This window comes from Dyadobacter sp., assembly GCF_039919315.1.
Lineage (GTDB): Bacteria > Bacteroidota > Bacteroidia > Cytophagales > Spirosomataceae > Dyadobacter.
This window is the reverse complement of the sequence record NZ_JBDSFX010000078.1, coordinates 1-24,881: the sequence shown is the minus strand read 5'-3', so window position 1 is coordinate 24,881 and position 24,881 is coordinate 1. Positions and strand designations below refer to the sequence as shown.

At 48.2% G+C, this 24,881-nt stretch carries 29 protein-coding genes and 1 pseudogene; 23 read left to right on the top strand and 7 right to left on the bottom strand.

Annotated elements, in window-relative coordinates; all coding sequences use genetic code 11:
* Window positions 1-155: 155 nt before the first annotated feature.
* A pseudogene (locus ABIO93_RS21630) lies at window positions 156-452 on the top strand (ISKra4 family transposase); the annotation flags it as partial.
* Between the two features lie 182 nt (window positions 453-634).
* Here the strand turns inward: ABIO93_RS21630 and ABIO93_RS21625 are convergent.
* On the bottom strand, window positions 635-3,655 hold the full coding sequence (locus tag ABIO93_RS21625) for a histidine kinase (RefSeq protein ID WP_348071517.1): 3,021 nt from the start codon (window positions 3,653-3,655) through the stop codon (window positions 635-637).
* A complete protein-coding gene (locus ABIO93_RS21620; protein WP_348071515.1) occupies window positions 3,652-4,425 on the bottom strand; it encodes a LytTR family DNA-binding domain-containing protein in 774 nt (257 codons plus the stop codon). Before ABIO93_RS21620 ends, ABIO93_RS21625 begins: the two co-directional genes overlap by 4 nt.
* Before the next feature lie 267 nt (window positions 4,426-4,692).
* Between ABIO93_RS21620 and ABIO93_RS21615 the strand changes: the two genes are divergently transcribed.
* From ABIO93_RS21615 to ABIO93_RS21515, 21 genes are all read left to right on the top strand, one after another.
* Window positions 4,693-5,109 (top strand): globin domain-containing protein, encoded by a 417-nt coding sequence (locus ABIO93_RS21615; protein WP_348071513.1) that lies wholly within the window; start codon window positions 4,693-4,695, stop codon window positions 5,107-5,109.
* 292 nt (window positions 5,110-5,401) lie between these two features.
* The gene (locus ABIO93_RS21610) at window positions 5,402-5,725 is read left to right on the top strand and encodes a hypothetical protein (RefSeq protein WP_348071511.1); all 324 of its coding nucleotides are present in this window, start codon (window positions 5,402-5,404) and stop codon (window positions 5,723-5,725) included.
* A 169-nt stretch (window positions 5,726-5,894) separates the two neighbouring features.
* Window positions 5,895-7,058 (top strand): hypothetical protein, encoded by a 1,164-nt coding sequence (locus ABIO93_RS21605; RefSeq protein ID WP_348071509.1) that lies wholly within the window; start codon window positions 5,895-5,897, stop codon window positions 7,056-7,058.
* 34 nt (window positions 7,059-7,092) lie between these two features.
* Window positions 7,093-7,353, top strand: coding sequence for a hypothetical protein (locus ABIO93_RS21600; RefSeq protein ID WP_348071507.1), 261 nt, complete (start codon window positions 7,093-7,095; stop codon window positions 7,351-7,353).
* Window positions 7,319-8,449, top strand: a complete 1,131-nt coding sequence (locus ABIO93_RS21595) for a hypothetical protein (protein WP_348071505.1) — start codon at window positions 7,319-7,321, stop codon at window positions 8,447-8,449. The genes ABIO93_RS21600 and ABIO93_RS21595 overlap by 35 nt, the downstream gene beginning before the upstream one ends.
* 115 nt (window positions 8,450-8,564) lie before the next feature.
* Window positions 8,565-8,819 carry a hypothetical protein gene (locus ABIO93_RS21590; RefSeq protein WP_348071503.1) on the top strand — a complete coding sequence of 85 codons (255 nt, stop codon included), beginning with the start codon at window positions 8,565-8,567 and terminating at the stop codon, window positions 8,817-8,819.
* Window positions 8,820-8,907: 88 nt separating this feature from the next.
* Window positions 8,908-9,456, top strand: a complete 549-nt coding sequence (locus ABIO93_RS21585) for a DUF4468 domain-containing protein (protein WP_348071501.1) — start codon at window positions 8,908-8,910, stop codon at window positions 9,454-9,456.
* A gap of 13 nt (window positions 9,457-9,469) precedes the next feature.
* Window positions 9,470-9,832, top strand: coding sequence for a hypothetical protein (locus ABIO93_RS21580; RefSeq protein WP_348071499.1), 363 nt, complete (start codon window positions 9,470-9,472; stop codon window positions 9,830-9,832).
* 12 nt (window positions 9,833-9,844) lie between these two features.
* Entirely contained in the window at window positions 9,845-10,138 is a 294-nt protein-coding gene (locus ABIO93_RS21575; protein WP_348071497.1) for a hypothetical protein, read from the top strand.
* Between the two features lie 110 nt (window positions 10,139-10,248).
* Window positions 10,249-10,431 (top strand): hypothetical protein, encoded by a 183-nt coding sequence (locus ABIO93_RS21570; RefSeq protein WP_348071495.1) that lies wholly within the window; start codon window positions 10,249-10,251, stop codon window positions 10,429-10,431.
* 171 nt (window positions 10,432-10,602) lie between these two features.
* On the top strand, window positions 10,603-10,953 hold the full coding sequence (locus ABIO93_RS21565) for a hypothetical protein (protein ID WP_348071493.1): 351 nt from the start codon (window positions 10,603-10,605) through the stop codon (window positions 10,951-10,953).
* A gap of 292 nt (window positions 10,954-11,245) precedes the next feature.
* Window positions 11,246-12,364 carry a DKNYY domain-containing protein gene (locus tag ABIO93_RS21560; protein WP_348071491.1) on the top strand — a complete coding sequence of 373 codons (1,119 nt, stop codon included), beginning with the start codon at window positions 11,246-11,248 and terminating at the stop codon, window positions 12,362-12,364.
* A complete protein-coding gene (locus ABIO93_RS21555; RefSeq protein WP_348071489.1) occupies window positions 12,361-12,627 on the top strand; it encodes a hypothetical protein in 267 nt (88 codons plus the stop codon). The genes ABIO93_RS21560 and ABIO93_RS21555 overlap by 4 nt, the downstream gene beginning before the upstream one ends.
* 151 nt (window positions 12,628-12,778) lie before the next feature.
* Window positions 12,779-13,345, top strand: a complete 567-nt coding sequence (locus tag ABIO93_RS21550; RefSeq protein ID WP_348071487.1) for a hypothetical protein — start codon at window positions 12,779-12,781, stop codon at window positions 13,343-13,345.
* Window positions 13,346-13,634: 289 nt separating this feature from the next.
* The gene (locus tag ABIO93_RS21545; RefSeq protein WP_348071485.1) at window positions 13,635-13,760 is read left to right on the top strand and encodes a hypothetical protein; all 126 of its coding nucleotides are present in this window, start codon (window positions 13,635-13,637) and stop codon (window positions 13,758-13,760) included.
* A gap of 90 nt (window positions 13,761-13,850) precedes the next feature.
* Window positions 13,851-14,183, top strand: a complete 333-nt coding sequence (locus tag ABIO93_RS21540; protein WP_348071483.1) for a hypothetical protein — start codon at window positions 13,851-13,853, stop codon at window positions 14,181-14,183.
* A gap of 78 nt (window positions 14,184-14,261) precedes the next feature.
* Window positions 14,262-15,194, top strand: a complete 933-nt coding sequence (locus ABIO93_RS21535; RefSeq protein ID WP_348071481.1) for an alpha/beta hydrolase — start codon at window positions 14,262-14,264, stop codon at window positions 15,192-15,194.
* On the top strand, window positions 15,191-15,532 hold the full coding sequence (locus ABIO93_RS21530) for a hypothetical protein (protein ID WP_348071479.1): 342 nt from the start codon (window positions 15,191-15,193) through the stop codon (window positions 15,530-15,532). The genes ABIO93_RS21535 and ABIO93_RS21530 overlap by 4 nt, the downstream gene beginning before the upstream one ends.
* 867 nt (window positions 15,533-16,399) lie before the next feature.
* The gene (locus ABIO93_RS21525; protein WP_348071477.1) at window positions 16,400-16,804 is read left to right on the top strand and encodes a hypothetical protein; all 405 of its coding nucleotides are present in this window, start codon (window positions 16,400-16,402) and stop codon (window positions 16,802-16,804) included.
* A gap of 371 nt (window positions 16,805-17,175) precedes the next feature.
* Window positions 17,176-18,108, top strand: coding sequence for a hypothetical protein (locus ABIO93_RS21520; RefSeq protein WP_348071475.1), 933 nt, complete (start codon window positions 17,176-17,178; stop codon window positions 18,106-18,108).
* A gap of 12 nt (window positions 18,109-18,120) precedes the next feature.
* Window positions 18,121-19,158, top strand: a complete 1,038-nt coding sequence (locus ABIO93_RS21515; RefSeq protein ID WP_348071473.1) for a S41 family peptidase — start codon at window positions 18,121-18,123, stop codon at window positions 19,156-19,158.
* Window positions 19,159-19,671: 513 nt separating this feature from the next.
* Here the strand turns inward: ABIO93_RS21515 and ABIO93_RS21510 are convergent.
* From ABIO93_RS21510 to ABIO93_RS21490, 5 genes are all read right to left on the bottom strand, one after another.
* Entirely contained in the window at window positions 19,672-20,181 is a 510-nt protein-coding gene (locus tag ABIO93_RS21510) for a molybdopterin-dependent oxidoreductase (protein WP_348071471.1), read from the bottom strand.
* A 3-nt stretch (window positions 20,182-20,184) separates the two neighbouring features.
* Window positions 20,185-21,309 carry a cytochrome c peroxidase gene (locus tag ABIO93_RS21505; RefSeq protein WP_348071469.1) on the bottom strand — a complete coding sequence of 375 codons (1,125 nt, stop codon included), beginning with the start codon at window positions 21,307-21,309 and terminating at the stop codon, window positions 20,185-20,187.
* Window positions 21,310-21,324: 15 nt separating this feature from the next.
* Complete coding sequence (locus tag ABIO93_RS21500; protein ID WP_348071467.1) at window positions 21,325-23,304, bottom strand: TonB-dependent receptor; 1,980 nt, start codon at window positions 23,302-23,304, stop codon at window positions 21,325-21,327.
* A gap of 76 nt (window positions 23,305-23,380) precedes the next feature.
* A complete protein-coding gene (locus ABIO93_RS21495; protein WP_348071465.1) occupies window positions 23,381-23,725 on the bottom strand; it encodes a winged helix-turn-helix domain-containing protein in 345 nt (114 codons plus the stop codon).
* Window positions 23,726-23,770: 45 nt separating this feature from the next.
* A complete protein-coding gene (locus tag ABIO93_RS21490) occupies window positions 23,771-24,355 on the bottom strand; it encodes a recombinase family protein (protein ID WP_348071463.1) in 585 nt (194 codons plus the stop codon).
* Between the two features lie 189 nt (window positions 24,356-24,544).
* On the opposite strand from ABIO93_RS21490, the gene ABIO93_RS21485 reads away from it, so the two are divergent.
* Window positions 24,545-24,881: DUF4158 domain-containing protein (locus tag ABIO93_RS21485; protein WP_348071461.1), on the top strand; the 337-nt coding region annotated here is incomplete at its 3' end.

Below are 24,881 nucleotides of genomic sequence, written 5' to 3'. Positions count from 1 at the left end.
ATACTTGTAAAGCAATTTCAGTATTAAGAAAATCAGGTGTAAGCCAATTGCAGTACTAACAAAAAAGGAGTGTAAAGTTTAATCAGGATTATCACAAAAAACTGTAAGGTAAAAACAGGACGACACAGATTAAACCTTTCCAGACATACGTTACCGACTTCGACAAATACATTGCCAACAACCAAAATTTTATTGTCAATTACGCCGAGCGGTACAATTACGGCGAAGTTATTTCGACCAGCTTTGTGGAATCCACGGTCAATTATGTAATTTCTAAACGGTTTTCAAAAAAACAGTCCATGCAATGGATCAAAAAAGGCGCACACTTACTGCTTCAAGTCCGCACGAAAGTATTGAACAAGGAATGGGAAGATATTTTTCGCAAGATGTATCCGGATTTTAGACCGATCAAATCAATGCAGGATCCTGATATCACCCAGGAAGCGGCATGATCTCCCACACTTTTTGATGCTCTCCATTTAGAATGATCAATATTGATTGATGATCTTCTTCTGACTCCAAATGCCAATTTACATTTGGTGAGTACGACTATAAATATTTGCAGACATCCAATGGTTCCCTGTTGTCACGCCACCAGGTTCTACTTCCTGGAACTACGACTGGCACTGCCGAGTTAAAGCAGTGGCACTGAAACCGTGAATTCAGTAGCTGTTTCATCAACAGTAACTTCGCGGGGACTTAGGTAGTGGTACAGTGATTTCAGGCTGTTTAGACCGTGCTTGTTGGACGTTTCAACGAAACTCTTACGCTGTAGGCTATTTTGCACGAACAACCTGTCGGTTTCGGTGTAAATCAGAATGGCCAGTGGGCAGTCGTCACTGACGATGTTGTGCTTGATGGCATTTTCTAGCAGGTTTTGGAGGGTCACAGGCACAATTCGCCGGGTTAGCGAGTCAGGGGTGACGCTGATGCTGATGTGCAGGCCTTCTCCGAACCGGGTGGTTTGCAGGTCTATGTAGTTTTGGGCGAAGGTAAGCTCGGCCTGGAGACTCACCAGTTCCGAGTCCTTATTCTGCAAAATATAGCGGTAAATCACCGAAAGTTTTCTTAGAAATAAGGAAGCGTCTTTTGGCCTGGTCAGAATGAGGCTGTTGAGCGAGGTCAGGCTGTTGAACAGAAAGTGGGGGTTGAGGTGATTGATCAGGTTGTGATACTGGATTTCGGCCTTATCGCGCTCCAGCCGCGTCATCTGGATTTGAAAGTGATGCAACCGCGCCGATTGCTGAAGCCGGTACCGGTACAGACTATACAAAAAAGCCAAAATCACGCCTACCAGCAGCGCCTGGAACCAGCGGGTGTTATAAATAGCCGTATCAACGTGTATAGCCAGCGTGGTTTCCCGGCTCCGCAAGTCTCCTCCTACGGCAAAGACCCGAAATACGTACTCGCCTCCGGGCAGTTTGGTGTAAACGGCGTTGGTCTGAGTGCCCGACTCTTTCCACCCGTCATAGCCTTCCAGTTTGTACCTGTATTGTTGATTGGCCGAAGGCGACAGCGTACTGAACTCGATCATGAAAGAGTTGTCGTCGGATTTCAGCCGGATGGGAGACGTTGGGCCGTGCAGCAACAAGGTGGTGTCGTTCAGAGCAATCCGGTTCAGCAGCACGGGTTCCGGTAGGTGGGCTGAGCGCAGGTTTTCGGTCTTGAACTCGACCAAATGACCTTTCTGAGCCGAAAGTAGGTGTCCATTCCGCATCGGAAACAGATATGTGCTGTACCCGGTCGTATACTCATTGAGGGGGAGTCTGAAATTGTGAACTTGTTTTCCACCCGTAGTAATCACGGAAAACAGATTAAGGTCAGCCACCCACGTATTGCCGAGCCGATCGATTTGCGCTGCGGTACATTGGCTGAGGGTCATAACCTCATTTTCGATCCTAACGGAGTCTCGACAGCGCACCGGGTCGTAGGTGACCAGGCCATGCATACCGGTGGCCATCAAAAAGGATCCGTCCCTGTCTTCGGTCAGGAAATTTAGCGTAATTTCGTAATCGGCCTGGTGCGTATCGGTCACGATAAATTCTTTTTTCTGCGCGGAGAACCGCGCGAATCCTTCAGGATGAATATCCAGCCATAAGTCGCCCTGCCGGTCGAGCAGCGTCTGGCGCACGAGAAACTGGGGATCGGCACTGGCCGACCGAATCGGGTAGATTTTCCACTGCTGCCGGGCCAGGTCGTAGCCAAACGCCTGTTTGCTAGTGCCAAACACCCAGTACTGATCGCCGATGAGCCGAAAAGTCATCAGACTGACTGACCTGGCTGCCGGGGGTAATTCGATCGCCTTGAAGTGGTGCGTCCTTTTACTAAAGCGATAAATCCCTGTGGCAGTACCAACCAGTAGTTCATCCGCCCACTGGTCAAGCCCTATGACAGGCGATCCCCAGGGGTATTGGGCAGTTTTACCGGGCAGGCCGTAGACCTCTAACCGGTTTGTGGCAGGGACGTAGTGCAATAACCCCCGGATAGACGTGCCCAGCCACCAAGACCCGTCCGGGTCTTCCGCGAAGGACATGATTCCCCTTTCATCGGTCAAGGCCGGAAACAACGCTCCCAAGTCATACACGTCATACAATGCCCGTTCGGGATTGGTGTAGGCCAGGCCGTTGACCGTACCGAGCCAGATGGTTCCGTCGGATTGCTGCCAGCCCGACGTAATAAGGTCGGAGCCCAGAGCGTTGGGCTCGGATTGGGCATGACCCAGGGGCGTCACCCGGTCCGTCCGGGAGTCAATATGAAAAGATTTGCCTCCCCAGGTGCTTACCCACAGGTTGTGCTGCCGGTCTACGAAAATAGCAGATCCAAAAAAATCCGCCCGGTCCTGCGGACTAGCAGGTCTGATACGTTTCAGTATCCGCCGCCTGCGCAGGTCATAGATCACAATGCTGTGGTCGGTATGGTCGGCTATCAGTAGCCTGTTGCCATCTATTGCAAGGGCTGACACATCGTTGGGCGTCAGCACCGGACTGTGCCCGGAATTGTTGCGGTAAGTTGTAAACTGTTTTTTGACCGTGTCGAAGTAGCGCAGACCATGCACTTCAGCCATCCACAAGCCCGGCTGGTCAGGATCCTCCACCAACCCGTTAGGCAGGGTACGGATGCCCCCTGTGCTGTCCGTTGCATCGGCGGTATAGTTGTGTAATGCCCTGGTATTGGTGGTATAGCCGAAAAGGCCCCGGTTGCGGCTGGTGAACCAGATGTTGCCCGCCCGGTCGCAACGGACGTTTTTACAGATACCTAAGGGCTGGTTGCCGAAGGTGGTGATGTGCTCGAACCGACCGGTCGTTCTATCGTAATAGCTGACACCGTTTTCATGAGCCGCCCAGATTCTCCCGCGCTTGTCTTCGCTTAGGGCGTACACCTGGTTGTTGAGCAGCGAGTTCGGGTTGTTGCGCTGGTGCCGGAATTTAACAAAATGCGTGCCGTCGTAGCGGTTAAGGCCATTGTTGGTGCCTACCCAAAGAAAACCCTCCCGGTCGTGCAGCAGGCTGTAGACTTTGCGGGACGAAAGCCCGTCCTGCTCCCGAATATGCCCGAATTCAAAATGGGGAGGACGATCCTGAGCCGTTGTGCGACTCCCCAGGCCCATCAGTAACCCAAGAAGCCAAACGCCAGATACGGGAATGTAGACTCTCATTTTTCCAGCCATTTTCGAAAAGTGGGTGCTTTGTCGCGGCTGATGTCGATGCCAAATGATTGATTGGGTGCTTTCAGGACGAGTTGGAGCTTGAGATTGGCCAGACCTTTCAGCGTCTGTACGGCATTGATATGAATGAGACACTGCCGGCTGGCCCGATAAAATACGGCGGGATCGAGCAGCTGTTCGATTTCGTCGAGGGAGTCGTAATCCAGAATGTAGCGTTCACCGGCGTTGGTTACTAAAAAAATCAGTTGATCGCGGACAACATAGGCGATGTCGCTTATTTTGACGGGCACCCACCGATTGCGGGCACTGCCCAGGAAGTGCTCTTTGTAAGTAGGTTTGAAGGGTGAAGGCAGGTTGAGCGCATCCATTAGCTTTTGCACGTCGAGTCCGGCCGGTCCCGTTGGTTTAGCAAACTTCCGGGCCTTGACAATGGCCTGCCTGAGTTCATCTTGGTCAACGGGTTTGAGCAGGTAGTCGATGCCGTTTACCTTGAAAGCCTGAATAGCGTATTCATTGTAGGCGGTCGTAAAGATAACCGGACAAGAAATCTGGTACTTACTAAAAATGGTAAAACTGACCCCATCCGCCAACTGGATGTCGGCAAATATCACATCGGGTTCGGCGTTTTCGAAAAACCAGCTCAGTGCAGTCTTCACACTGCCCACGATTCCCACCAGGTGAATGGTCGAATCGACCTCGGCAATACTGGCTGCCAGTTCTTGCGCTACTAATTTTTCATCTTCGATAATCAGGGCATTCATGGCAAAGGCTGGAAAAGGAAATTAAATGTACCCGTAAATCTGCAATTTTCAGTACTACCCAGTACTATTTTTGGATTCAAGTCGTCGAAAATCGGCCATCAATGACACGAAAACAGCTTCCAATCGTAAGGCCTCTTTTTCGTGCGTTACCTTCAAACCTGCCTTAAAACGACTCATGGCTTAAAACTAACAATTCGTGCGGAAATACTGTGTTTAAGACTTCACGTCATCTAACTTTACTACCCTATCATCAATATTCGACTCGCTATGACCATTCCAATGACCCAACAACAAGTCCGACTAGTGAAACATACCTGGAAACTGCTGCGTGAGGTAAACCCCATCTTACTGGGAGATGTGTTTTACGGACGGCTGTTTTTCATGTATCCGTTTCTGCGCCCACTTTTTAAAGGACCGATGGATGCCCAATACCGGAAATTTTTCGACATGCTCAGCCTCATCGTTGCCCGCATCGACCTGCCTGATACCCTGGGACAAGAAATCGCCGCGTTGGCCCAGAGCCACAAAGGCTACGGTGTCCAGCCCTCCCACTACGAGGATGTGAAAGCCGCCCTGCTGTGGACCCTGGAAGTGGGGTTGGGCAACGACTGGAACGACGAGGTCGGAAAAGCCTGGGAAGCCTGTTATAATGGTTTGGCGCATTTGATGCTGGCGCATGAGTGAGGTAGGGGAGATGGTATCATTTTCCGGCTAAAAGTTGGCTCCTGTGTAGGCAGGTTCTCTGCTTTTAGTGAGAATCACACCAAAGTCAAAAGGGAGTTCTTTCCTGTGAACCCCAGAGCAACGGCAACAATCTTCCACTTAGAAAAGTCCGGTTGCCGTCTATTTCCCACGATTCAGACCCCAATCGCTACGGTTCGGTGCAAAATTTTTGAAACGTAAGGGGTGAAACCGCACCTTTGTCTGAAATCATTCTTAGGTCATTCACTCACCTTCCTCACATCCTCTATTAGCCATGAAAAAATTAATTATCTGCAAATTAGCTTACCTATTTTTTCGCTTTCTGGCCGTCAGCGTTTTTGCCAAATTTCAAACCGTTGCCCTATATCTGCAACATGGCGATTTGCTGGGCGCCGCACTAGCTTTGGTGAGTGCCATTTTTGGCTCGCAATGGACCGAGTACCGACAGCGGATGGATAACGCTCCGCTCGCCACCTATGGTCAGTTGGGCAGCAGGACGGTCGGCACCGAAGCAAACCTATACGCCACTCAGGGGACGAAGTCAGGAATTACCCAGAGCCAGAAGTTTGGTTTGGAGATCTCGGCATGTGCTGAATAGAGGGATGAAGTCATATCATTACACTTTAATAAGTAACTATAAAATGAACCTCAGTCGGACTGCCCAATGCACCACATGGCTTCATAAAATGTCCCCACGATCTTATCAACGATGGACCAGGGCACTGTTAACCAGTTTTCTTACCCTGCCCGTCTGCTCGGCAGGGACAATGACTAGAGCACAAACGGAGATGACCGATGATTCGTTGAGCCTTACGTATAGACTTGAGCGGGATTACCGCCTGAACATATTTAAAAAGTCCAATGACAGGCTGATTCCCAGCCGCCCTCCCAAGATATCCAGTTTCAAAGTTAGCTATCAGGGTCGACCCGTAGTGATAAAGGATCGCGATGGCAGAAAAGTAACGATCTGGCAGGCCTGGTTTCTCCAAGACGCGCCTAAACCAGCCGTGTTAGCATCCAGTAACTACGTGTATCTGATTACAGCCGGGAACCGGGCCGATGCGGGCCAGGCTCACGTCACGGTCGTAGCCAACAACTGGGGCGCACTTAACATCTACCAATGGCTCGATGGTGACCATGGACAACCCGGCAGGGCACAATTCAGCTTTCCAGCGGATAGTTCCAGAGCGTCCCGGCTTTTGACGGGCGGACGTTACCTGCTGGTCAATGAATGCAGCGTCCTGGACGTACACAAGCTGACTGTTCATCCGTTCGATTTAATTAGCAAGGCTGCCCTGAAACGCACAGACGGGTTTGTCCGTGTTGGCTCCATACTGGTTGGCTTCTCGCCCGGCCAAACACAACCGGTATTTCTTGGCACCCGCTATAATCACCAGCGCCAGCGGTCTGAGTACGCCCTGTTAGCCGTCGACTTTGTGAACAATCAGACTTACGCCGTTCCATTTCGTCCGTCGGCTACGCAGTTTATTCTGGCTGAAGACGCTACGTCCGACTGGTTGACCACGTATTTCGACTGGACAACGGATAGCCAAGGCAGGGAAGTATTGAGCGTGCATCCTTACACCCAGCCCCCGCCCTGGCACGGGCGGTGGGCGCAGAACCCCGGTAAAATCCCGCCGATCCGTTACGAACTAAAACCCGTATTGCCCGGCATGTTTGACCACTTTATGAGCTGGGCTAAAAAACATTATCCCACTATCGAGCCAAAAATTACCCGGTATGAAGATATGGTCAGTGCCAAATTCACCCTGAACGGGTCCGTGCTCAATCTATACGTTCGTGATGATTACAAAAGCCTGAGCCTGGAAAGTACAGACCAAACACTGCTCAAAATCATCGGCGACCAGTTTGACGGGGAGCTTCGCCAGGGCCGATTCCAGGACGCATTCGCCGAGATGGACCCTGATTGAACCGTTATCTGTTACCTCTCCCTCGTTGTTGCCTATGGCAGGGTACGTACCTGTTGCAGGTGCGTACGCTTACGCAGAGCCAGACCATCAAACTGCTGAAACAGTAGGGCAGAATATGCCCATTCCCCGGAAAATAAGCCATGACACAGTTAAACGAAGTAACCCATTCCTCCCTCTTACGCACCATGGCCGTCTGGACCAGTTTTCTTGCCTTGTTGGGCTGTTCATCAGCCGTTCAGAATCAGGTGGTCCGTGGGCCAATGTCCATCGGCTACACGCTGGAACGGGACTATAGCCTGAACCTGTATAATAGCAATGCCAACGGCAAACTGATTGGTATCCACACCACATCGTATTTTAAGGTCGACTACCAGGATAAGCGCGTAGCATTGACCAACTGTGAAGGCAAAAAAGCGCAGATATGGGAGGCCCGGTTTCTGAGCGATGCCCCCAGAACCGCTATTCTGGCCACTGGCCAAAGCATTTACCTCATTACCGAAGACAAGGGGTCCGCCGGTGCGGGACGGGCACGCGTAACCACCCTCACTGATGCAGGGGGCGAGTTGAGCAGCTACCAGTGGCTCGACAGTGACCACGGGCAACCCGGCAGAGAGCAGACCCGAACCCCGATGGATAACTCCGGCTCATCCCGGTTTTTGTCGGGTGGACGCTACCTGCTGGTCAATGACCGGAGTGTGCTTGATGTCCACACGTTGACGAATCACCCCTTCGATCTGATTAGTGAGGCCGTGATACAGCACTCAGACGGTTTTGTCCGGGTTAGTGGTGCCCAATTGGTTAGTTTCTCGCCCGGCAAGACCCAACTGGTGTTTCTGGGCAATCGTTATAACCACGAGCGCAATCGGTCTGAGTACGCGCTGCTGGCGGTTGATTTTATAAATAACCAAACTTACGCCGTTCCATTCCGTCCGTCGGCTACACACTTTATCTGGGCTGAGGATGCTACACCCGATTGGTTTACCACCTATTTCGACTGGGCAACCGATAGTCGGGGCAAGGAAGTGTTAAACGCACGTTCCTACACCCAACCCCCGTTCTGGCACGGTCGGTGGGCGCAGAACGGGGGTGAAAACCAGCCGATCCGCTACGAACTGAAACCAGTATTGCCCGGCATGTTTGACCACTTCATGAGCTGGGCTAAAAAAAAGTATCCCGCCATTGAGCCAAAAATAGACCGGTATGAAGATATGGTCAGTGCTGAATTCACCCTGAACGGGTCCGAGTTCAATCTATATGTTCGCGATGATTACAAAAGCCTTAGCTTAGAAAGTACGGACCAAACGCTGCTCAAAACCATCGGCGACCAGTTTGACGGGGAGCTTCGCCAGGGCCGATTCCAGGATGGCTTTGGCGAAATGGATCCAGACTGACCAGTCTGTTCTTCGTTAAAGCGTCCAACTCCTACCTATCTGCCATGCAGCCTGTTGCCTGCTACCAGAGCGGATTGGATCAAACGGCGAAAGCCCTGGAACTTAAACCAAAGCCATGAACGACATAACCTACACCCTGAATCTGGACGGAAAAGACTCGCGAATCACGTGCGTGGGCTGTGCCTATTTCCTTTCCTATCAGGAGGAATACCAAACTAATTTAGATCCATACGACTATGGCTCATGCCACAATCCCGACATAGACGACAAGAGCCTGCGCTTTGGAATCTATATGACATGCTCGCTCCACAAAACGACTCGTAGCAATTCCAATACGGTTGATCCCAGCGAATCCCGCGACTCAACCTGAAATACTTGCATAATCGGGTTGCCTGGCCCATTTTCGTATCATCAATTCGCCTTATCGGCAAAATGCCAATCATAAATCAGAAGTCGCCATGCGCTTTTTCATAATCGCCCTGTTTATGGCCTGCCTAATTACTCCCGGCTACGGAGTCGTGGATTGTCCACCCGTTATAACCAATGGAAAACTATACGACATCCTGCCCGTAGCAACCCAAAAAGTAACGTATTCCGCAGTGGTCGACTGCGGTACCGTTTCGCAGGCCGATCTATTCCGGCGCGCCCGGTTGTGGGCCGTGCAGTCCTGTCAAGCCCCCGGCGACACGTTCCCACTGCTTGACAAAGAAACCGGCGATCTGGTTGGACGGGTATCACAAATGATTACTTTGCCGCGCTCGGAGCAGTCGGCTGGAGGCGTCTATACGTTTCAGTACAGCCTTGTTATTGAGTGCGCCAACCGCAAATACCGGGCAACCATCACCCAGCTTTATGTGCAGGAAAGTGGAGCCAAACCGATCCCCGTCGAGACCTATTGCCAGAAAAATGAAGCCGACCTTCGGTCGATTTATGTGGCTCTCGACCGACAACTCAACGATCGTCTAACCTCACTCCGCGAAAACGTAACCAATTACAAACCCTTCTAACATCGAAACCATTATGGCTACCGAAAAAACAATCCTCGACGAATGGTCAGTCAAAGACCTTGAAGACGGCTCCACCCTGACTGTTACTGTCGTTAATTGCCCTGAACTGAGCAACCAGTCGCTGCCCGGCATTCAGGTGCTGTGCATGGGTACCATCGTCAACTTTGAACCCGGCATGGTGGAGCGCTGGGCGTACCATGCCACCAAAGCGGGGGTTGAGGAGTATCTGATCGAAGAAAAATCCTGGCTGGTACACGAGGATCAGTTCGTGAAAAATTATTTGCTGCTCGGCTCGCCCCTCAAAGCGAAGGTGTCGTTGAAAACCCGTAGTTCTAAAGTTATCAGCAGGGAGTACGATCTACCATTCGACGTATAACCTTAACCCAAAATGATGAAATTTCTTTTTATAGCGCTGACCTGGGCCGTCCTGAATTGGGTATGTTTGGATAACCCGACTGAGGTAATGGTAAAAACTCAATCCGCTTCGTCTCCCGACAACCAGCTTTCTCCGGATGAAGCGCAGGCGCGGCAAACGGTCATCAGTTTCTTGACGTGGTATAAAAACAATTTTCAGAAAGCGAACCGGATTCAGCTGGTCAATCAGACCCAGGGAAAACCCTATTCGGTAAATCTGAAAAACGGGGAGCGGTACCTGACGTACCTGAAAAGTAGCCACTGCTGACCGATGCCTATCTGAACCAGTGGCGAACGTTTTTTAAGGAGCGCCAGGAAGGCTTTCGCCAAAGTCCGCAGTACGAAGGGCCGCCCACCGGATTCGAGTACGACTTGGTGATGTTAACTCAGGACGTAGACATGCAGCTCGCCGCGCTCAAATCAATGAAAATGGACAAAGCCGTGACAAGTAATGGCAAAGCGACAGTGGAGTTCACGCTACAGGATGCTTACGAGTTCCGGCTAGTGCGGCGAAATGGCCGCTGGTTAATTAACGAAATCCTGAATCAAAGTCAGGAGTAGTAACAGGAACGACGATAATGGAACCATCTTCTATACAGGAACTTGACGACTGAATGACCGACCACGCGCTGCTATCCGGACAGTTACGCCATTGGCAAGCGAATCATTCACGAAGGCTACGGCCTATACCGTGATCCGAATCAGTTCGTATGGTTTTACACCGAACGAGGTGTGCGCAAGAACCTGCATTATTTCCAAACCGAATCAGAATCCGTTGCCTACGCCTTTGCTGCCATAACGAGTGATACAATGGCAAACAGGCACCTGATTGGCCTTGTGACGGATGCTCAGGAACAAGCATTGCTCACCGAACTCGACGCACGCGGGGTACGCTATTGGAAGGATGAAATTCCTTTTGGTGGTCTCCACGACAAACGAAGCCGGATTTTTATTTTCGGCTGCGACATCCACCGGGTAGCAGACCTACTTGAAAAAATACGGAAAATGGCAACAGCGGAACTAACAAACACGTACCGACTGGATGGCTGCTCCAGACTACTTAACCCATTCCAAATCCTGTAAAAATGACTATGATCAAAATTCTTAGCGGTATCAACTGGTTCCTTATCGTTTTGTACGGCGGCTTTTGTTGTCTGGGCCTTACTGCAAAAAGCGAACCCGTACAATGACGCCGGGGGTGGTGAGCAGGAAGTCGCCCTGAAAGGCATCGGCGTTTTTCTGTTGCTGGGGTTGGCCGGGCTGAACTGGTTGCCTCATACATGGACAAAAATCGTCGCCCTACTGCTCGTTGTTACTCTCCTCCTGTTAATCCGTTACATCAGTACCCACTAAGCCCACTTTGCTGACCTCCCCCATGAAACTCTTCCAAATCCTGCTTTCTCTGCTGAGCCTGGGCCTTCTGGCAGCTTGTAAGAAGTCTGGTTACCAGACCAAAAATGGCTCCGTGTACTACAAAGACTACCGGATGGATTCGGTCGATTATAAATCATTTGAGGCATTGAACAGCGTTTTTGCACGCGATAAAAACCGGGGGTACTACCGGGGAGTTGAACTTGAACCTACGGACGGAGCCAGCTTCACCGCGGTTGACGATCATTATGCCAAGGACAACGCGGTCGTTTATTTCTGTGACAATTACCTTGACTTTAAGTTGTTCGAGACCACCCGGAGGGATAAAATAATTCGGGTGATACAGGCCGATGCCGCTTCATTCGAGGTGATCGGGAGTGAATATGCCTACGCCAAAGACAAGTTTCGCGCCTATTATCAGGGGATAGGTTTTGCCGTGGCCGATGTTGCTTCGTTTGTGCCGCTCGACCCTCAATTTGGCAAGGACAGCCAGGTGGGTTATTTCCAACAGGCCCCCATCACGGGTAGTGATGGGATGTCGTTTGCCATTGTAAGCCGAAATTTCGCCAAAGACAAGCGCACCGTTTATTACTGCTGGAACATCGTGGACAGTCCCATCGGCGGGGTGAGGTCGGGGGTTCATACCATCCCGAATGCCCTACCTGATTCGTTCACCGCTGTGGGGCTGTATTACGCCACCGACAATACCCACGCATTTTACAAGGATACACTCATTCCCGAAGCCGACCCGGCCACATTTGCCCAGTGGGAGGAGTTGTACACCCAATATGCCCGCGACAGCTCCCGGATTTACTTCCAGCAGCACTGCATTAAAGGAGCCGACCGGCAGACGTTTGCCCTTCTGACCGATGACTACGCCCAAGACAAACAGACTATTTTTTACCAGAACCATCCCCTACCGAAAGCCGACCAGACTACTTTCACGATGCTGGAATATGGCTACGCCAAAGATGCCCTTCACGTGTATTACGAGGGAAAAATTCTGGCCCTTGCTGACCCGGCTTCGTTCGCGATGGTACCCAACGAAGCCAACCTCGATGCAGCGGACAAAACCAATTCTTACGCAGCTGGCCGCCGAATTACCCAAACCAACCAACCATGAACTTAGATAAGCACCCTACTTTAGATCAACTTTGCCAGCTCGTGGCCAGTGTCGATGACGACGAGGATTCTCACATTCTTTTCGTGACCAAAGATGGGGAAGTCCACATTTCCCCGCTCCGGGCCGACACCGCCCAAGGGGCCGACTACGCCAATGAAGACATCCTTCAGTTCGTGCTGGATTCCTTTATGATTTCCAAGGGGTACCTGGGTTGGCAGGCACGCAGGATCCGGAATGGATGGACGAACTATTTTCTGAGTTAATATTGCATTGGGAGGAGAAGACCACGGGCTTTGCCTGGCAATCCATCTAGGGTACCCCTCGCAAATCACACATTTCCACAAAATCACAAACCCGTCACACAACAACTCTATGCTAACAAAAACATTATTCATCTCTCTATTGACTATAATCATGCTATCCGATCCGGACTATGCACAGACTCCGAAACCCGCCATCAATTATTTGGGCATTCAGACTCCAATTTCTATCCAGAAAAAAGTCTATCGGTTAAGTTGGTCGACCCACCCGGATGCGTCGCTTTATAAACAGGAATACCTGGTGGCTGGCGATGATTTTCCGAAGTACAAGTCGATGGTAGGTATTGATTTCGTACTGACCGAATCGTCGGTGGACCAGGCCGTAGCTAACAAACTACGCGAATTGGATAATCTGAAACGCACCAATCCAATCGTCAACTACGAAGTAATTAAGAATCCCGCCACGGGTGAAAAAATCATCGACTGCCTGATTGGTAACAATGCCGACAATGAAAGCGATAATCTGGTGGAGCGGGATGTATTCCGGTTTAAAGCCGTCAAAACCAAATCCGGCCAGCGCGGTATTCTGCTGTTCATGATCAGCAACCGAAAATACGGCTCGGAAATTACCCCGTTTCTGACTAAGCTGAAAGTCGAAAAACAGCTTTTAGTCAACGAAGTAGCTAAACTAGCAATGCCCGAAATTCAATTAAAGAACTAGTGAAAGAGCTTGTCGTTTACTCCAAATTGGATTGGTCAAGTGCCGAAATTAAACAGCACTCCATCAAAAAGCGAACTCTCTTTATGAGTTCTACCCTAATGTGTGGGCTTTTGTGTCTCGCAGTCCTTTCGACACTGAAGGAATACATTGGCTTTAGGCCGACATCCCGTCGGTGACCATGTTTTTAGCCTTCGCTACGGGTACAATAGGGGCCTTTTGGGATAATGAAACTAGAAAATTGAGACAAGAAAGTTAAGCCCAAAAATACATCTAAACCAATGAGAAACGAATGAAATACATCGGAATCGGGTTCCTCATCGGCGTGGTAGGCTACGTCCTTGCGGCCTTTCTAAGCTACTACCTCATCGGCAAGTTTTCGTCCAATGTCACGACCGGAGCGTCGAGGCCAGCATGACGAGCATCTTCGTTTTCGGCCCGACTGGCTTCATTCTCGCGTTCATTGGGGGGTACCTTTGGGCTAAACACACGTTTTAAAATCTCAATCATGTCCATAGATATCTTCTCAACCAATGTGCAGCACACGATATGTTTCGACAGCTACGAGATGCGGATGAGCCACTGGATCGACCAGCCGTCACTGATTCGGGTCAGCGATGGCGCCTGTCTGTTTTCGATAAACACGGATGACTGGTCGGCTTGGGAGGTGCGCTGGTTGGATGAATCGACCGTTACGCTGGTGCTGCGAAAATATCCCGGCCTGCTTGATTGTACCCTCCAATTGAACGTCGCCACCTGCGAGGGACAGGCTGTAAGTCGAAGGGCTTCGATAGCTGGAAGCTTTTCGGCGGTGAGAGATTGGGTGTTGAGCCTGAGTTAAGGGGTATCAAAGATACCGAATGCCAATAGCAATGCAAACACTTTTTCAACAATAAGACAGACTTAAAAAACGCCGACCATGCCAAGCTCAACTCTTTCAGCCGATATAAAAGTAAAACACACATCCTATTTTAAAGACAAAAAAGCAGACTTTGACTATTTTGAAAATTGGGTCAATCAATTGGAAAAAAATAATGAGAGGACGTATGAACGGCATACCGTTACAACGTCCTTAGGGAACACGCACGTTTGGGGGCTGAACACGCACCAAGACTACCCTGACACCTTGGTCATATTTCCGGGAGCGCGAACCACTTCGCTCATTTGGGATTTTGACAGGGGCCTTGACAACCTGAACCATTCCATGAAAATCTACCTGGTCGAAACCAACGGGTTACCCAATCTGAGTGAGGGGAACACGCCCGAGATTCGCTCGCTGGATTATGGATGGTGGGCAACTGAGGTACTGGATGGTTTGAAAATTGAAAAAGCGTTCGTAGCCGGGGCTTCGTTCGGTGGGCTAATCTGTATGAAGCTGGGCATTGTGAGCCCAGATCGGATCAGAGCGGCTTTTCTGCTGAATCCGGGCTGTTTGCAACCCTTTTCTCTCCGTTTAAAAAACTTATATTACAATATCTTACCCATCCTGCGCCCGAGTGAAAGTAATGTTTTGACATTTTTAAATAAAGCAGTTTTCTCCATACCCAATCATCAATTATCCCCAACCGCCGAAAAAATGCTGGTCGACTACGAGGTTTTCGCTCTGACCCGGTATAAAGATAACACGCAAAAGCCCTACTATATGAACGAGCAATTGGCCGAGGTCACGGTCGATACCTACCTACTTGAAGGGGATCAGGATTTATTGTTTCCCCACCAACAGTCCATTGACAATGCTAAAAAACACATGAAGTCACTAAAAGAAGTCGTCGTATTCCCTCATGTTGGACATGGGATTGAAACCCACGACAAAGCGCTGAAATTCATCGGAAAAACTATTCAAAAATCATGACAGAGCCTACTCATTCAAGTGAAAATCCAGCCGCCGAACCCGGCCCGCACTTAGGCTACACGCACGACGGACGCGGAGGAACGATCCATTACACCAGCCCCGAAACGAGTTTTGATATGTGGTACGAGCTGGCCATGCCACCCGCCGTGGTGATCATCGGCATTACAGAACCCAGGTATTGGGAGGGCAAGACAAAAACATCCCTCGCGCAGCGCGAAGCCATCCTGGGTTTTATCGGTCAGCAGGTGGTCAACGACAAACTTTCTGGAACCGGTTATTTCATTTTTGACGACCAGATTATGTCAATTTGTCGGGGTAAAAAGCCGGACGACGCCTAACTTATTATGGTTTGAATAATTCCATTGACCAATTCATAACTGGCTGAGCAGGAAATTTATGAAGAACTGGATGAACACACCTGGACAGCCCTCTGAATGCGTTAATGGCTTGGATCACCTGTTGATAGCGTGTAAAGACCAGGCAAATCGGCTGCTCTGGATGCTTGAAAGAGGGCCTTGGACAAAAATAAACAGACACTGCTAAATAAGCCTGGTAAGCCCACTACAATACCCAGGCCAGTCGTGAACGGGAGCCCATAAACGACTCACCGCGATTGGCCTACGGTTCAACGCTCAAATTACAGCACTCTGGACGAAACTTTTAATGACCCGCAATATTCAACCATCTTTGAACCACAATAATGCAGGTGACGCCGAAAACCTGAAAAGAGTAGGTAAAAACGAATAGAACACATTACAAATGACTACTTTCATTCACAAACCATTACCGGTCTGGCCCTGTCTTTAGGCTTGACTTCCTGCGGGAAAGACAATTTGCCCAATCCCTACTCCAACCTGGTGGCCAGTGGGCGGTTGGGAGCTGGGGAAGATATCATGGCGCCCAACTTCCCCCGGGTGCACAAACTCACCCAATACGTTGAGGCTACCCTGACCTACGGCGACTATGCTCGACCCATGAAAGTACTCACCTCGCGTCTGTGGCAACTTGGCTATCCAGACCGATTGCACCAACAGCTCCGGTAAGAGCAGAGCATTTACGCATCGGGGAAAGATCAGACTGCGGGATGAAACCTTTATGCAGGATGCCAGCGGCCGCTGCACCTAATCTGCCGAAGCGATTACGGTCGTCATCAACAATTTTCCTCTTGGGAGTGGAAGTTTGCTTACAATGAGAAGGGTCAGTTATTGAATTATCAGAATAAAAACAGTTGCGTTGGTGGAATGGGGTACGCCTACAATACCGACGGCGACATGATCTTGGCGACGGAAACGACTGGAATATCGAGCAGTTTTCAAACAGAATTCAACTGCAGTCCGGCAGCGGGCAACCCGATCATGAGTGACAAATATCCGTTGAACGTGATAGGGATGAACGAACACGACGCTTACCTGCCGATTTTCGGTAGGCCGGGCAAGCACCTGGTCACGCTCGTAACCCGACAGGCTTCACTTGATGGCGACTATTACGCCTACGTTCTGGACGCGGATAGCTACGTGACCCAACGAAACGAGTATAAACTGATTGGTAGTACCCTGGTGGATACCAAGTTAGATGCTTACGTGACAGCCAACATGGGCATGCCGTTTTGAACTGCCCGCCCGAGAAATCCGGGGTGTACTGCCCTAACTGATGGGAAAGGTAATCTGATAAAAGCCCACCGATACCCGCACCGGGGGGCTTTTTGGTTCCAGACAACCGGGCCAATCGCCTGACATTGGGGCGTTTGGCCACCTTAACGACTCACAGTCCATTACCGGCAATTCAAAGCCAGATTACGACTACTTACGGCAAAATTTTTGAAAGACGGGCCTACCTGCCCCCATATTTGCTTCATAATCGTTCCCCTATCCTTTAACACCCTACATCATGCATCAAAAAACATCTTCCGCCCTTCTTTTTTCTGGGCTAATCTTCACACTAATTACTACTTATCTCATTTTTTAACACGTTACAAATTACCATGAAAATAAAAATCATTGATCGAAGCTTAGCTCATGAGCCAAAAGCTACACCTTTCAAAAAAATATCTTACCACCCATTAGGTATTTACGCCCAGCGATGTTCTCTGCTCCTGGTATTTTCTTTTGCTTTTTTGCTGGTTGCAGTACAGGTTCACGGTCAAGGCGGTATTGATGCCCTGCATAAACGAAACCAATTCCGGATTGGGGTAGGGGCTGATTACATCAAAACGGTTGATCTTTTGTATTCAACGAACATGTTTAAGTCGGTAAGAACAAACGTGCAACTGGGCTATTCACACAAGTCAAAAAATGGAATTTTTTCGTCTGATCTCCATATATTTTTAGGGCCGTTAAAAACTAATTCCGGTTCCAGTATAGTCATTTATGGTAAGGAAACGGATATTCACGGCGTTGAAAGTATTGAGCATCTTGATATTCCAATAAGCCAAATAGGGTTCAATCTACGCCTAGGGTATTTACACAAACTACAACAACTACGGAGTTCATCCAAAGCGCTATACCTGGGGGGGAGTTTGGAAGAAAGTCTAACCTACGTACCAGCATTTCTAAGTATCGGAGTAATCAATTATGGTTCATTCAATGCTAAAGCGCGGTTCGACTATTTTTTAAAAAATGGTAAACCGGTCATTTTCGAACTAGCAACTCCACTTGTTTCGGTGGTAACCCGGTTGCCCTATCACCAGTCACCAGGAACACCCGATAAATCCAGTTTGGCGACATTTTTCACGGGAAATAATAAGGTTGAAACGCTCAATCATTTTCAAAATTTCCGATTTTCAATAAAGTACCCTTTGCTGGTAAAAAAGCGTATCGCTCTTGATGTTACTTACGCAGCCTCCTGGATGCATTACTACAAACCCGAACACCTCACTCAGGCAGGCAGTCAATTATCTCTTGGTTTTACTTTTTAATATAAATCCCTAATGAAAAAGCAATTAACAATACTCACAGGAATTCTAATAGCATTACTTTTTTCTTTCTCGTCGTGTCAGGAAATGATGGTTGGACCCGAGGTCGATAATTCCAATGAAACCAATTTTCGGCAAATGTGGGAAAAATTTGACAGCCACTATGGCCTCTTCCTGGTTAAAAATATTGACTGGAATAAGGTGTACGCCTCTCACCTCCCGATGGCCAAAGCAGCAAAAACAGACGCGGAATTGTTTTCCGTCCTATCTTCTGCGGTACATATTTTGGATGACAAACATATCAATATTTACACGAACAGTCCAGCGTTGACAGATTACAACAGTGGATTAAATGGACATATACCAGCGCAGGAAGACTTTGATTTTAAAGTGGTTCGCGAAAAATACCTGACTGAGTACCACGAAGAAACAGAGGACTTTATCTATGGGAAGTTAACCCCAGAAATTGGCTATATCCATATCGAATCGTTCCATGGCGAATTTTCGTTTTACGAAAAAAATATGGAAAAAGCCATCACCGCTTTGTCTTCGACCAAAGGAATTATATTTGATATAAGAAACCACAAGGGCGGTTCCGATTTAGTGAGCAGACACGTAGCCGGAAGATTCGCGAGTTCTAAGAAATTGTTTATGACGTCCAAGAAGAGAAATGGCCCACGTCATGATCAGTTTGAAGCTCCTATAAACTGGTATGTAGAACCGACAGGCAAAAGTCAATATACAAAACCGGTCATCCTGCTTACCACGTCAACTACAATAAGTGCCGGCGAAACCTTTACGTTTGCCATGAGAGAAAATGACAATGTTACCCATATTGGGACCAAGACTGCGGGTGCGTTTTCTGACGTAATTGCTCAACAATTGCCCAACGGCTGGATTATTACCGTTGGTGTGGGCGACTATCGCGGATCGGACAGTAAAAGCTACGAAGGCGTAGGGATTACACCGAAAATTATCAGTGAAAACATGAAAGCCGATGTGCTTAAGGGCGTGGATAAAACCCTTGAACTGGCCCTTCGAAGAATGGATTAAGTGGTTGATTGTCCATGCGTCATGCGGAGTTCTTTTTCGATTAATTTACTTGCAGGAATCCTCGATAAGGTAGGTTGAGGGCTACTTTATATTATGCATTTCCTTTTCTATCAGGAGGAATAGGATACCCATTTGGATTTCTACGACTATGGCTCATACCACATCCCGACATAGACGATAAAAGCCTGCGCTTCGGAATTAATATGACCTGCTCGATCCACAAAACGACTCGTAGCAACCCCTTTACGGTTGAACCACCCGAATCCGGCGACTTGATATGAAATACTTGCAGAAACGAGTCGCCAGCGCCACATTCGTATCATCAATTAGCCTGGATGGGTTATATCTATTAATTTACCCCATCACCAACTACCGGAGGTAGCAACATAGGTCATAGTAGGGTTAAATTAAAGAAAGGGAGAAAAACCGTCACGACTTTCGTGTAGGATATTTATCTTGATAAGACACAGTATGTTTAATTCTCAGTCGATAGATTTTACTATACTTGATACCTTATTTAGCAAATACAACTTTGATCGAGCGAACTTCCCGGATCCAGCGGGCAGGTTTTTTATCGTTGGGCGTGATGATCCGAAATGGACCTTCACCATTTTCAAGTGGCTGCCCGTCTTTTGATGTTGCAAGCAAAATCACCTGGTCTGTAAAATCAGGGTCAATCTCAGCTAGCGAATACAAAACTTCGTAACCATCAGCAGCTGAGATCAGCAGATACTTCGCCAGGTTTTCGCCGCGCAACTTGGCACCAGTTGTAACGCCTGCCTTTTCTAAAATTTCGATTAAAGCAACCCCCGAAAATTCATGCTCTTTCCCGTCGCGGTCTTTTACTTTATGACTTACCTGTTTAAAGCTGGCCAGGTCTGCTAATTTCAGCTCCAAAGGCGTTGTTACTTCCCCAGTGATAGAAAGGGTCGCCGTATTTTGGGCTACTGATGAAAATGCAACACAAAAAAACAGTAAAAGGCTCAGTGTAATGCTCTGCTTGGATAGCTTAATTTTGGACATAGTTCAAGGGTTTAAAACAGGATGGGGATTGGAAAATGCAGGATTGGTTATGAATGATGAATCAGTTAGCATATCCAGGAAGGCGGTTAAATCTGCCTTCTCGTCTTTTGTCAGGGCCAGGTTCTTGCCCCCGGTTTCATTAGAAATGTCTTGTAGAAAAGCGCTGAGCGTCGGACTTTGCACAATGTGCTCGCTATAATGGTCAAGGACTTGCTCAATTGTGGTAAACCTTCCATCGTGCATGTAAGGTGCGGTCAGCATGATATTGCGTAGCGTTGGGATGCGGAACCTGGCCCGGTCTGCGCTTTGACCGGTAAATTTCTCTCTTCCCAAATCGGTGGCTATACTGTCCAAGCCATTATTATGAAAAAGTTCTTTGAAAGTTTTAACCCCGCCGTGGCAGTGCGTGCAGTTGGCCCCCCGGATTCCTTTCTTTGGATCCGGACCGCTTTCAAACAGCTGCAATCCCCTGAGCTGCTGAGCAGTGGGCTGGTAATTACCTGACAGATATTGATCATACTGCGAGCTGGCAGAGATTAATGTCCGCTCAAACTGGGACAACGCTTTCAGTATCTGCTCCTGAGTAATTATGCTGCTTCCAAATGCCTTTAAAAACAGCGGTGGATACAAACTCGTATTATTTAGCTTTCTGGCCGATTCGCTCAGTTGCTGACCCATTTCATGAGGATCTGTCAAAGGGAATTTGGCCTGATCTTCAAGGCCCGGAGAGCGGCCGTCCCAGAAGAAGTTTCGGACCCAGAGCAGGTTAGCCAGCGACATGGAATTCCTGGCAGTTAATGAGCCGTCCGTGCCCGTGCTAAATGCTTTTCCATCCGTAAAGGCGAGTTTTTGTTGATGGCAGCTTTCACAGGATATGTTGTTATTGGCTGATAGGGCTTTTTCATAAAAAAGAAGTCGCCCCAGATAAACCCCTTCTTTGGTGGTAGGATTGTCGGTTGGAATGACGAACCGAGAGCCGAAATTGGCGGGATACTGCAAAACATAGGGCTGGGCCTTTTTAGCTCTAAAAGCCTGAATGAGCCCGCAAGAAATGAAAACAGCGCAAACCAGGCTGACTTTAAGCCAACCTGGTTTGTTTGTTAAAACCGTTTTCAAAAAGTTTTTCATCTATGTCAATACATTTTAAAAATGACTGAACACCAGGTTTACAAAGAAATTACGGCCCGCTTCCGGGAAACCTTCAACCAGGCTGTAATTGACGTCAAAGACATTATTCAGTCCCGCTTCGGCAGAAAGGAATTTATAAAGCTTGACCGATGCCTTTGCATTGACCAATGTATATGCTTTCGCCTGGGTGCCATAGCTGGTGCTGTAACGGTCGCTGTTATGTTCAACACTTGCCAATATGTTGGCACGCTTCAAGAATGAATAGTCGGCATATGCAAAGATCTTGTGCTCAGGTACGTTGGTGAAAAGGATCGCCGGGTTGGTTTTGTTTTTCCTTTTAATAAAGGAGTAATTTGAACCAATGCTAAGCCCTGAAACGACCCGGTAATCCAGGCCAGCTTCCGCACCATAGAACCTTGCTTTTCCTGCATTTTGCAACTGGAAACGTCCCGGCTGTACATTATCTACCTGCTGAATGATATCATCAATGTTGCTGTTAAAAACGCTCGCTTGCAGACTGAGTTTGTCAGCAATTTTCCCCGAATAGCTTAAATCCAGATTTGCAGCTGCTTCCGCGCCCAGGTCGGGATTGGGGATCGCCTGGCCCATCCGGTAGGAATAGCGGTCTTTAATGGTTGCGAACCGGGTTTTGCGGGCTGCCGATGCTTTCAGCGAATGGCTGGTGTTGATATCCCAAAATAAGCCTATCTGCGCATTGACAGCGTTGTTTTTACTGTCTGCAAAATTGGTAACTTCTTTGGTGGTAGCATTGTACTCCTGTGCTTTGTCGCTGCCACGTGTGTTAAAGCTCACGCCTGGAATAACGGCCAGGGAAGGTGTAATCTGATAGGTGTTTTCTATGCCTACGGACAGGGTATTATCAATGTAACCTTGCACGGGTTCACCCAGATCATTCTCCCTGTGCACGTCTCGTTTATACTGTACATTCAACTTAAAAACATTATTGGCCAGTGCCCTGGACTCATATTCTGCATTGCCCCCAAACGTATAATCGTTGTAGAAACTTTGAAATGCATATAGCCTGGTTTGCTTGGTGTAGGTTGTATCGTCGTAGCTAAACAGCTGGTTGACAAACGTGTCGTAGTACAGCCGTGTCTTCACTTTACTTTTTTCACCAACAGCTGTATTGGATATAAAATACAAGCTTTGCTTGTTCCATTTTGGCCATTGCCAGAAACGGGTCATGATCCGGGAATCGTCACCCACGTATGGTGGATTGCCTTTTTCTCCATTTTGATTGACATAGCCGATCACATATTCATCGGTAGCGTTGGGCGTAAATCCAGCTTTCACGCTGAATTTAAGGTCATTGCGGTAAGCATTCTCACGGTCGTCAGTTTGCTGGTACCTTCTTTTCTGAAAGTCCGCAGACAAAGGAATTGTTTCCTGTTTCAGCTGTGAAGCCCCAACGTGGTAAAAGAATTTGTCAAACCTGGACCCCGCATTGACATTCCACCGATAACCGTCCCCACTGTAAATGCCCGCCCGGCCATTGATTTCAAACTTGCTTACTGGTTCACGGGAAACAAGGTTAATCGCGCCGCCCATAGTGTTTGCCCCGTAAAGGATCGATGCGAATCCCTTTGAAACGTTGATTTCGGCAAGATCAAATGTGGTAAACCGTCCCATATCCACGTAGCCATCATAAGGAACGTAAACCGGAACGCCGTCGATGAACACCGGCACCTGGCGCAAGTCAAATCCACGCACGTAAACGACGGATTCATTTCTGGGGCCAACATTGGCGATGCTTACACCGGGCAGGATATTGAGTGCATTAGAGAGGTCGGTACGGTTAAATTTTTCTATTCTTTGATAGGATAGCACGCTGCCGGAGTCCTTGCCGGATATGCCTGAGATTCTCACTTCCCCTAATTGAAAAATCCTGCTACTTGCGGAATCCAATGTTTGCTGCGCTTGGGCAAGCACAGGCAGACAAATTGTTAGTGTTAAGAATGCTAAAAGTTTTTTCATCAAAAAAGCGATATGTATGAACGGGTATATCGCAAATGTAAGAACTCTTTGTCTGCCTTAGTAATTTCCCTAAAAATCAGATTACGGATAAGAGTTCTTTTTCTGCTTTGACGATTTCGGAAAGTTTGTCGTTGAAATTTTTGTAGGCCTCCATTACACGTTTTCCTTTTTCTGTAAGTACTGTACCGCCACCATGAGAACCGCCTTTCTGGGTGATTACGTATGGACCATTTCCATGGGTATTCATTGCATCAACCATAGCCCAGGCCTTTTTATACGATAAACCCATTGCGCTTGCGGCCTTGGAGATGGAACCGGTTTGGACAATGTGTTGTAGCAGCTCATAGCGGCCCAGGCCAAAGAATTTGACATCATCTATAAAAACCCAGTGTCTTATACGTATTTCAGCTTTTTGATTCATTTGAAATTTGCTTGTTTGCAACAACGATTGTATTCAATCAAACATTCAACTCTTGCTGTTAATTATGACTCCACGATGCCGCAGATATTTGTAAAGTGTCATTTTTGAAATTTCCAGATCAGCAGCAATTTCATTCACACCCAACTTACGTTCATTATATAGGGTTTGAGCTAACATCGCTTTCTTTTCTGCTTCTTTGGATAAGCCACGGCTGCGTCCACCTTTTCGGCCACGTGCGCGAGCCGCTTCCAACCCAGATTTAGTCCGCTCCCTGATCAGGTCTCTTTCAAATTCCGCTAACGAGGCAAATATGTTAAAGATAAGCCTACCTTGGGCAGTTGTTGTGTCAATATGGTCATTGATGGAAACCAGGCCGATACCACGTTTCTCAAAATCGGAGGTCATTTCAAGTAAATGTTTTAAAGAGCGTCCTAACCGGTCCAGCTTATAAATGTAAATCACATCACCTTCACGCAGGATCTGCTGCATAGCCGCAAGATGGGGCCGATCCGATTTTATTCCGGAAGCCTTTTCCTGAAAAATCTTTTCACAGCCTGCTTTTCCTAACGCATCCAGCTGCATTTCCAAATTCTGGTCCTGGGTCGAGACCCTAGCGTATCCTATTTTCACTTTTGTATACTTTAACTCATCTACTCGACCAAATTTAATGTACTTAGATTGATGTACAAGTTTATTTTACTATTTTGATAAAATATGCCTGTTTTCGAATAGCTCGATCTGCTTTAAATGGGGCAGTCGGTTTGTACATTCTGAGCAGCGTTTTTTTGTACACACATTTATCATCCACACTACTACAGTATGCCAAGAAAAAACTATCTGAACTCGGAAGCCCGTCAGAAATTTGATTACCCACCTGTGCTGACCCCGGAACAAAAACTGATTTTTTTAAATACTCCGCAGTGGGCTACTGAATATGTCAAGACTTTACAGACACCTTCTAATAAAGTCGGGTTTCTTTTGCAGGTTGGATACTTCCGGATTGTCAGCCGTTTCTTCGTATCCAGCCGTTTTCATCAAAATGACGTAGATTTTGTCTCTGAAAGAATTTCTCTGGATGTGAATGCGGTACAGATGAATGAATATGAAGGCCGGACTACGCTCAGGCATCGCGAAGACATTCTTGGGTACTTTGGAT

Coding starts and splice junctions, on each gene's coding strand:
- ABIO93_RS21625 (WP_348071517.1), bottom strand. CDS start 3,655: ATGAGAGTCTACATTCCCGTATCTGGCGTTTGGCTTCTTGGGTTACTG.
- ABIO93_RS21620 (WP_348071515.1), bottom strand. CDS start 4,425: ATGAATGCCCTGATTATCGAAGATGAAAAATTAGTAGCGCAAGAACTG.
- ABIO93_RS21615 (WP_348071513.1), top strand. CDS start 4,693: ATGACCATTCCAATGACCCAACAACAAGTCCGACTAGTGAAACATACC.
- ABIO93_RS21610 (WP_348071511.1), top strand. CDS start 5,402: ATGAAAAAATTAATTATCTGCAAATTAGCTTACCTATTTTTTCGCTTT.
- ABIO93_RS21605 (WP_348071509.1), top strand. CDS start 5,895: ATGACTAGAGCACAAACGGAGATGACCGATGATTCGTTGAGCCTTACG.
- ABIO93_RS21600 (WP_348071507.1), top strand. CDS start 7,093: ATGGCAGGGTACGTACCTGTTGCAGGTGCGTACGCTTACGCAGAGCCA.
- ABIO93_RS21595 (WP_348071505.1), top strand. CDS start 7,319: ATGTCCATCGGCTACACGCTGGAACGGGACTATAGCCTGAACCTGTAT.
- ABIO93_RS21590 (WP_348071503.1), top strand. CDS start 8,565: ATGAACGACATAACCTACACCCTGAATCTGGACGGAAAAGACTCGCGA.
- ABIO93_RS21585 (WP_348071501.1), top strand. CDS start 8,908: ATGCGCTTTTTCATAATCGCCCTGTTTATGGCCTGCCTAATTACTCCC.
- ABIO93_RS21580 (WP_348071499.1), top strand. CDS start 9,470: ATGGCTACCGAAAAAACAATCCTCGACGAATGGTCAGTCAAAGACCTT.
- ABIO93_RS21575 (WP_348071497.1), top strand. CDS start 9,845: ATGATGAAATTTCTTTTTATAGCGCTGACCTGGGCCGTCCTGAATTGG.
- ABIO93_RS21570 (WP_348071495.1), top strand. CDS start 10,249: ATGTTAACTCAGGACGTAGACATGCAGCTCGCCGCGCTCAAATCAATG.
- ABIO93_RS21560 (WP_348071491.1), top strand. CDS start 11,246: ATGAAACTCTTCCAAATCCTGCTTTCTCTGCTGAGCCTGGGCCTTCTG.
- ABIO93_RS21555 (WP_348071489.1), top strand. CDS start 12,361: ATGAACTTAGATAAGCACCCTACTTTAGATCAACTTTGCCAGCTCGTG.
- ABIO93_RS21550 (WP_348071487.1), top strand. CDS start 12,779: ATGCTATCCGATCCGGACTATGCACAGACTCCGAAACCCGCCATCAAT.
- ABIO93_RS21545 (WP_348071485.1), top strand. CDS start 13,635: ATGAAATACATCGGAATCGGGTTCCTCATCGGCGTGGTAGGCTACGTC.
- ABIO93_RS21540 (WP_348071483.1), top strand. CDS start 13,851: ATGTCCATAGATATCTTCTCAACCAATGTGCAGCACACGATATGTTTC.
- ABIO93_RS21535 (WP_348071481.1), top strand. CDS start 14,262: ATGCCAAGCTCAACTCTTTCAGCCGATATAAAAGTAAAACACACATCC.
- ABIO93_RS21530 (WP_348071479.1), top strand. CDS start 15,191: ATGACAGAGCCTACTCATTCAAGTGAAAATCCAGCCGCCGAACCCGGC.
- ABIO93_RS21520 (WP_348071475.1), top strand. CDS start 17,176: ATGAAAATAAAAATCATTGATCGAAGCTTAGCTCATGAGCCAAAAGCT.
- ABIO93_RS21515 (WP_348071473.1), top strand. CDS start 18,121: ATGAAAAAGCAATTAACAATACTCACAGGAATTCTAATAGCATTACTT.
- ABIO93_RS21510 (WP_348071471.1), bottom strand. CDS start 20,181: ATGTCCAAAATTAAGCTATCCAAGCAGAGCATTACACTGAGCCTTTTA.
- ABIO93_RS21505 (WP_348071469.1), bottom strand. CDS start 21,309: ATGAAAAACTTTTTGAAAACGGTTTTAACAAACAAACCAGGTTGGCTT.
- ABIO93_RS21500 (WP_348071467.1), bottom strand. CDS start 23,304: ATGAAAAAACTTTTAGCATTCTTAACACTAACAATTTGTCTGCCTGTG.
- ABIO93_RS21495 (WP_348071465.1), bottom strand. CDS start 23,725: ATGAATCAAAAAGCTGAAATACGTATAAGACACTGGGTTTTTATAGAT.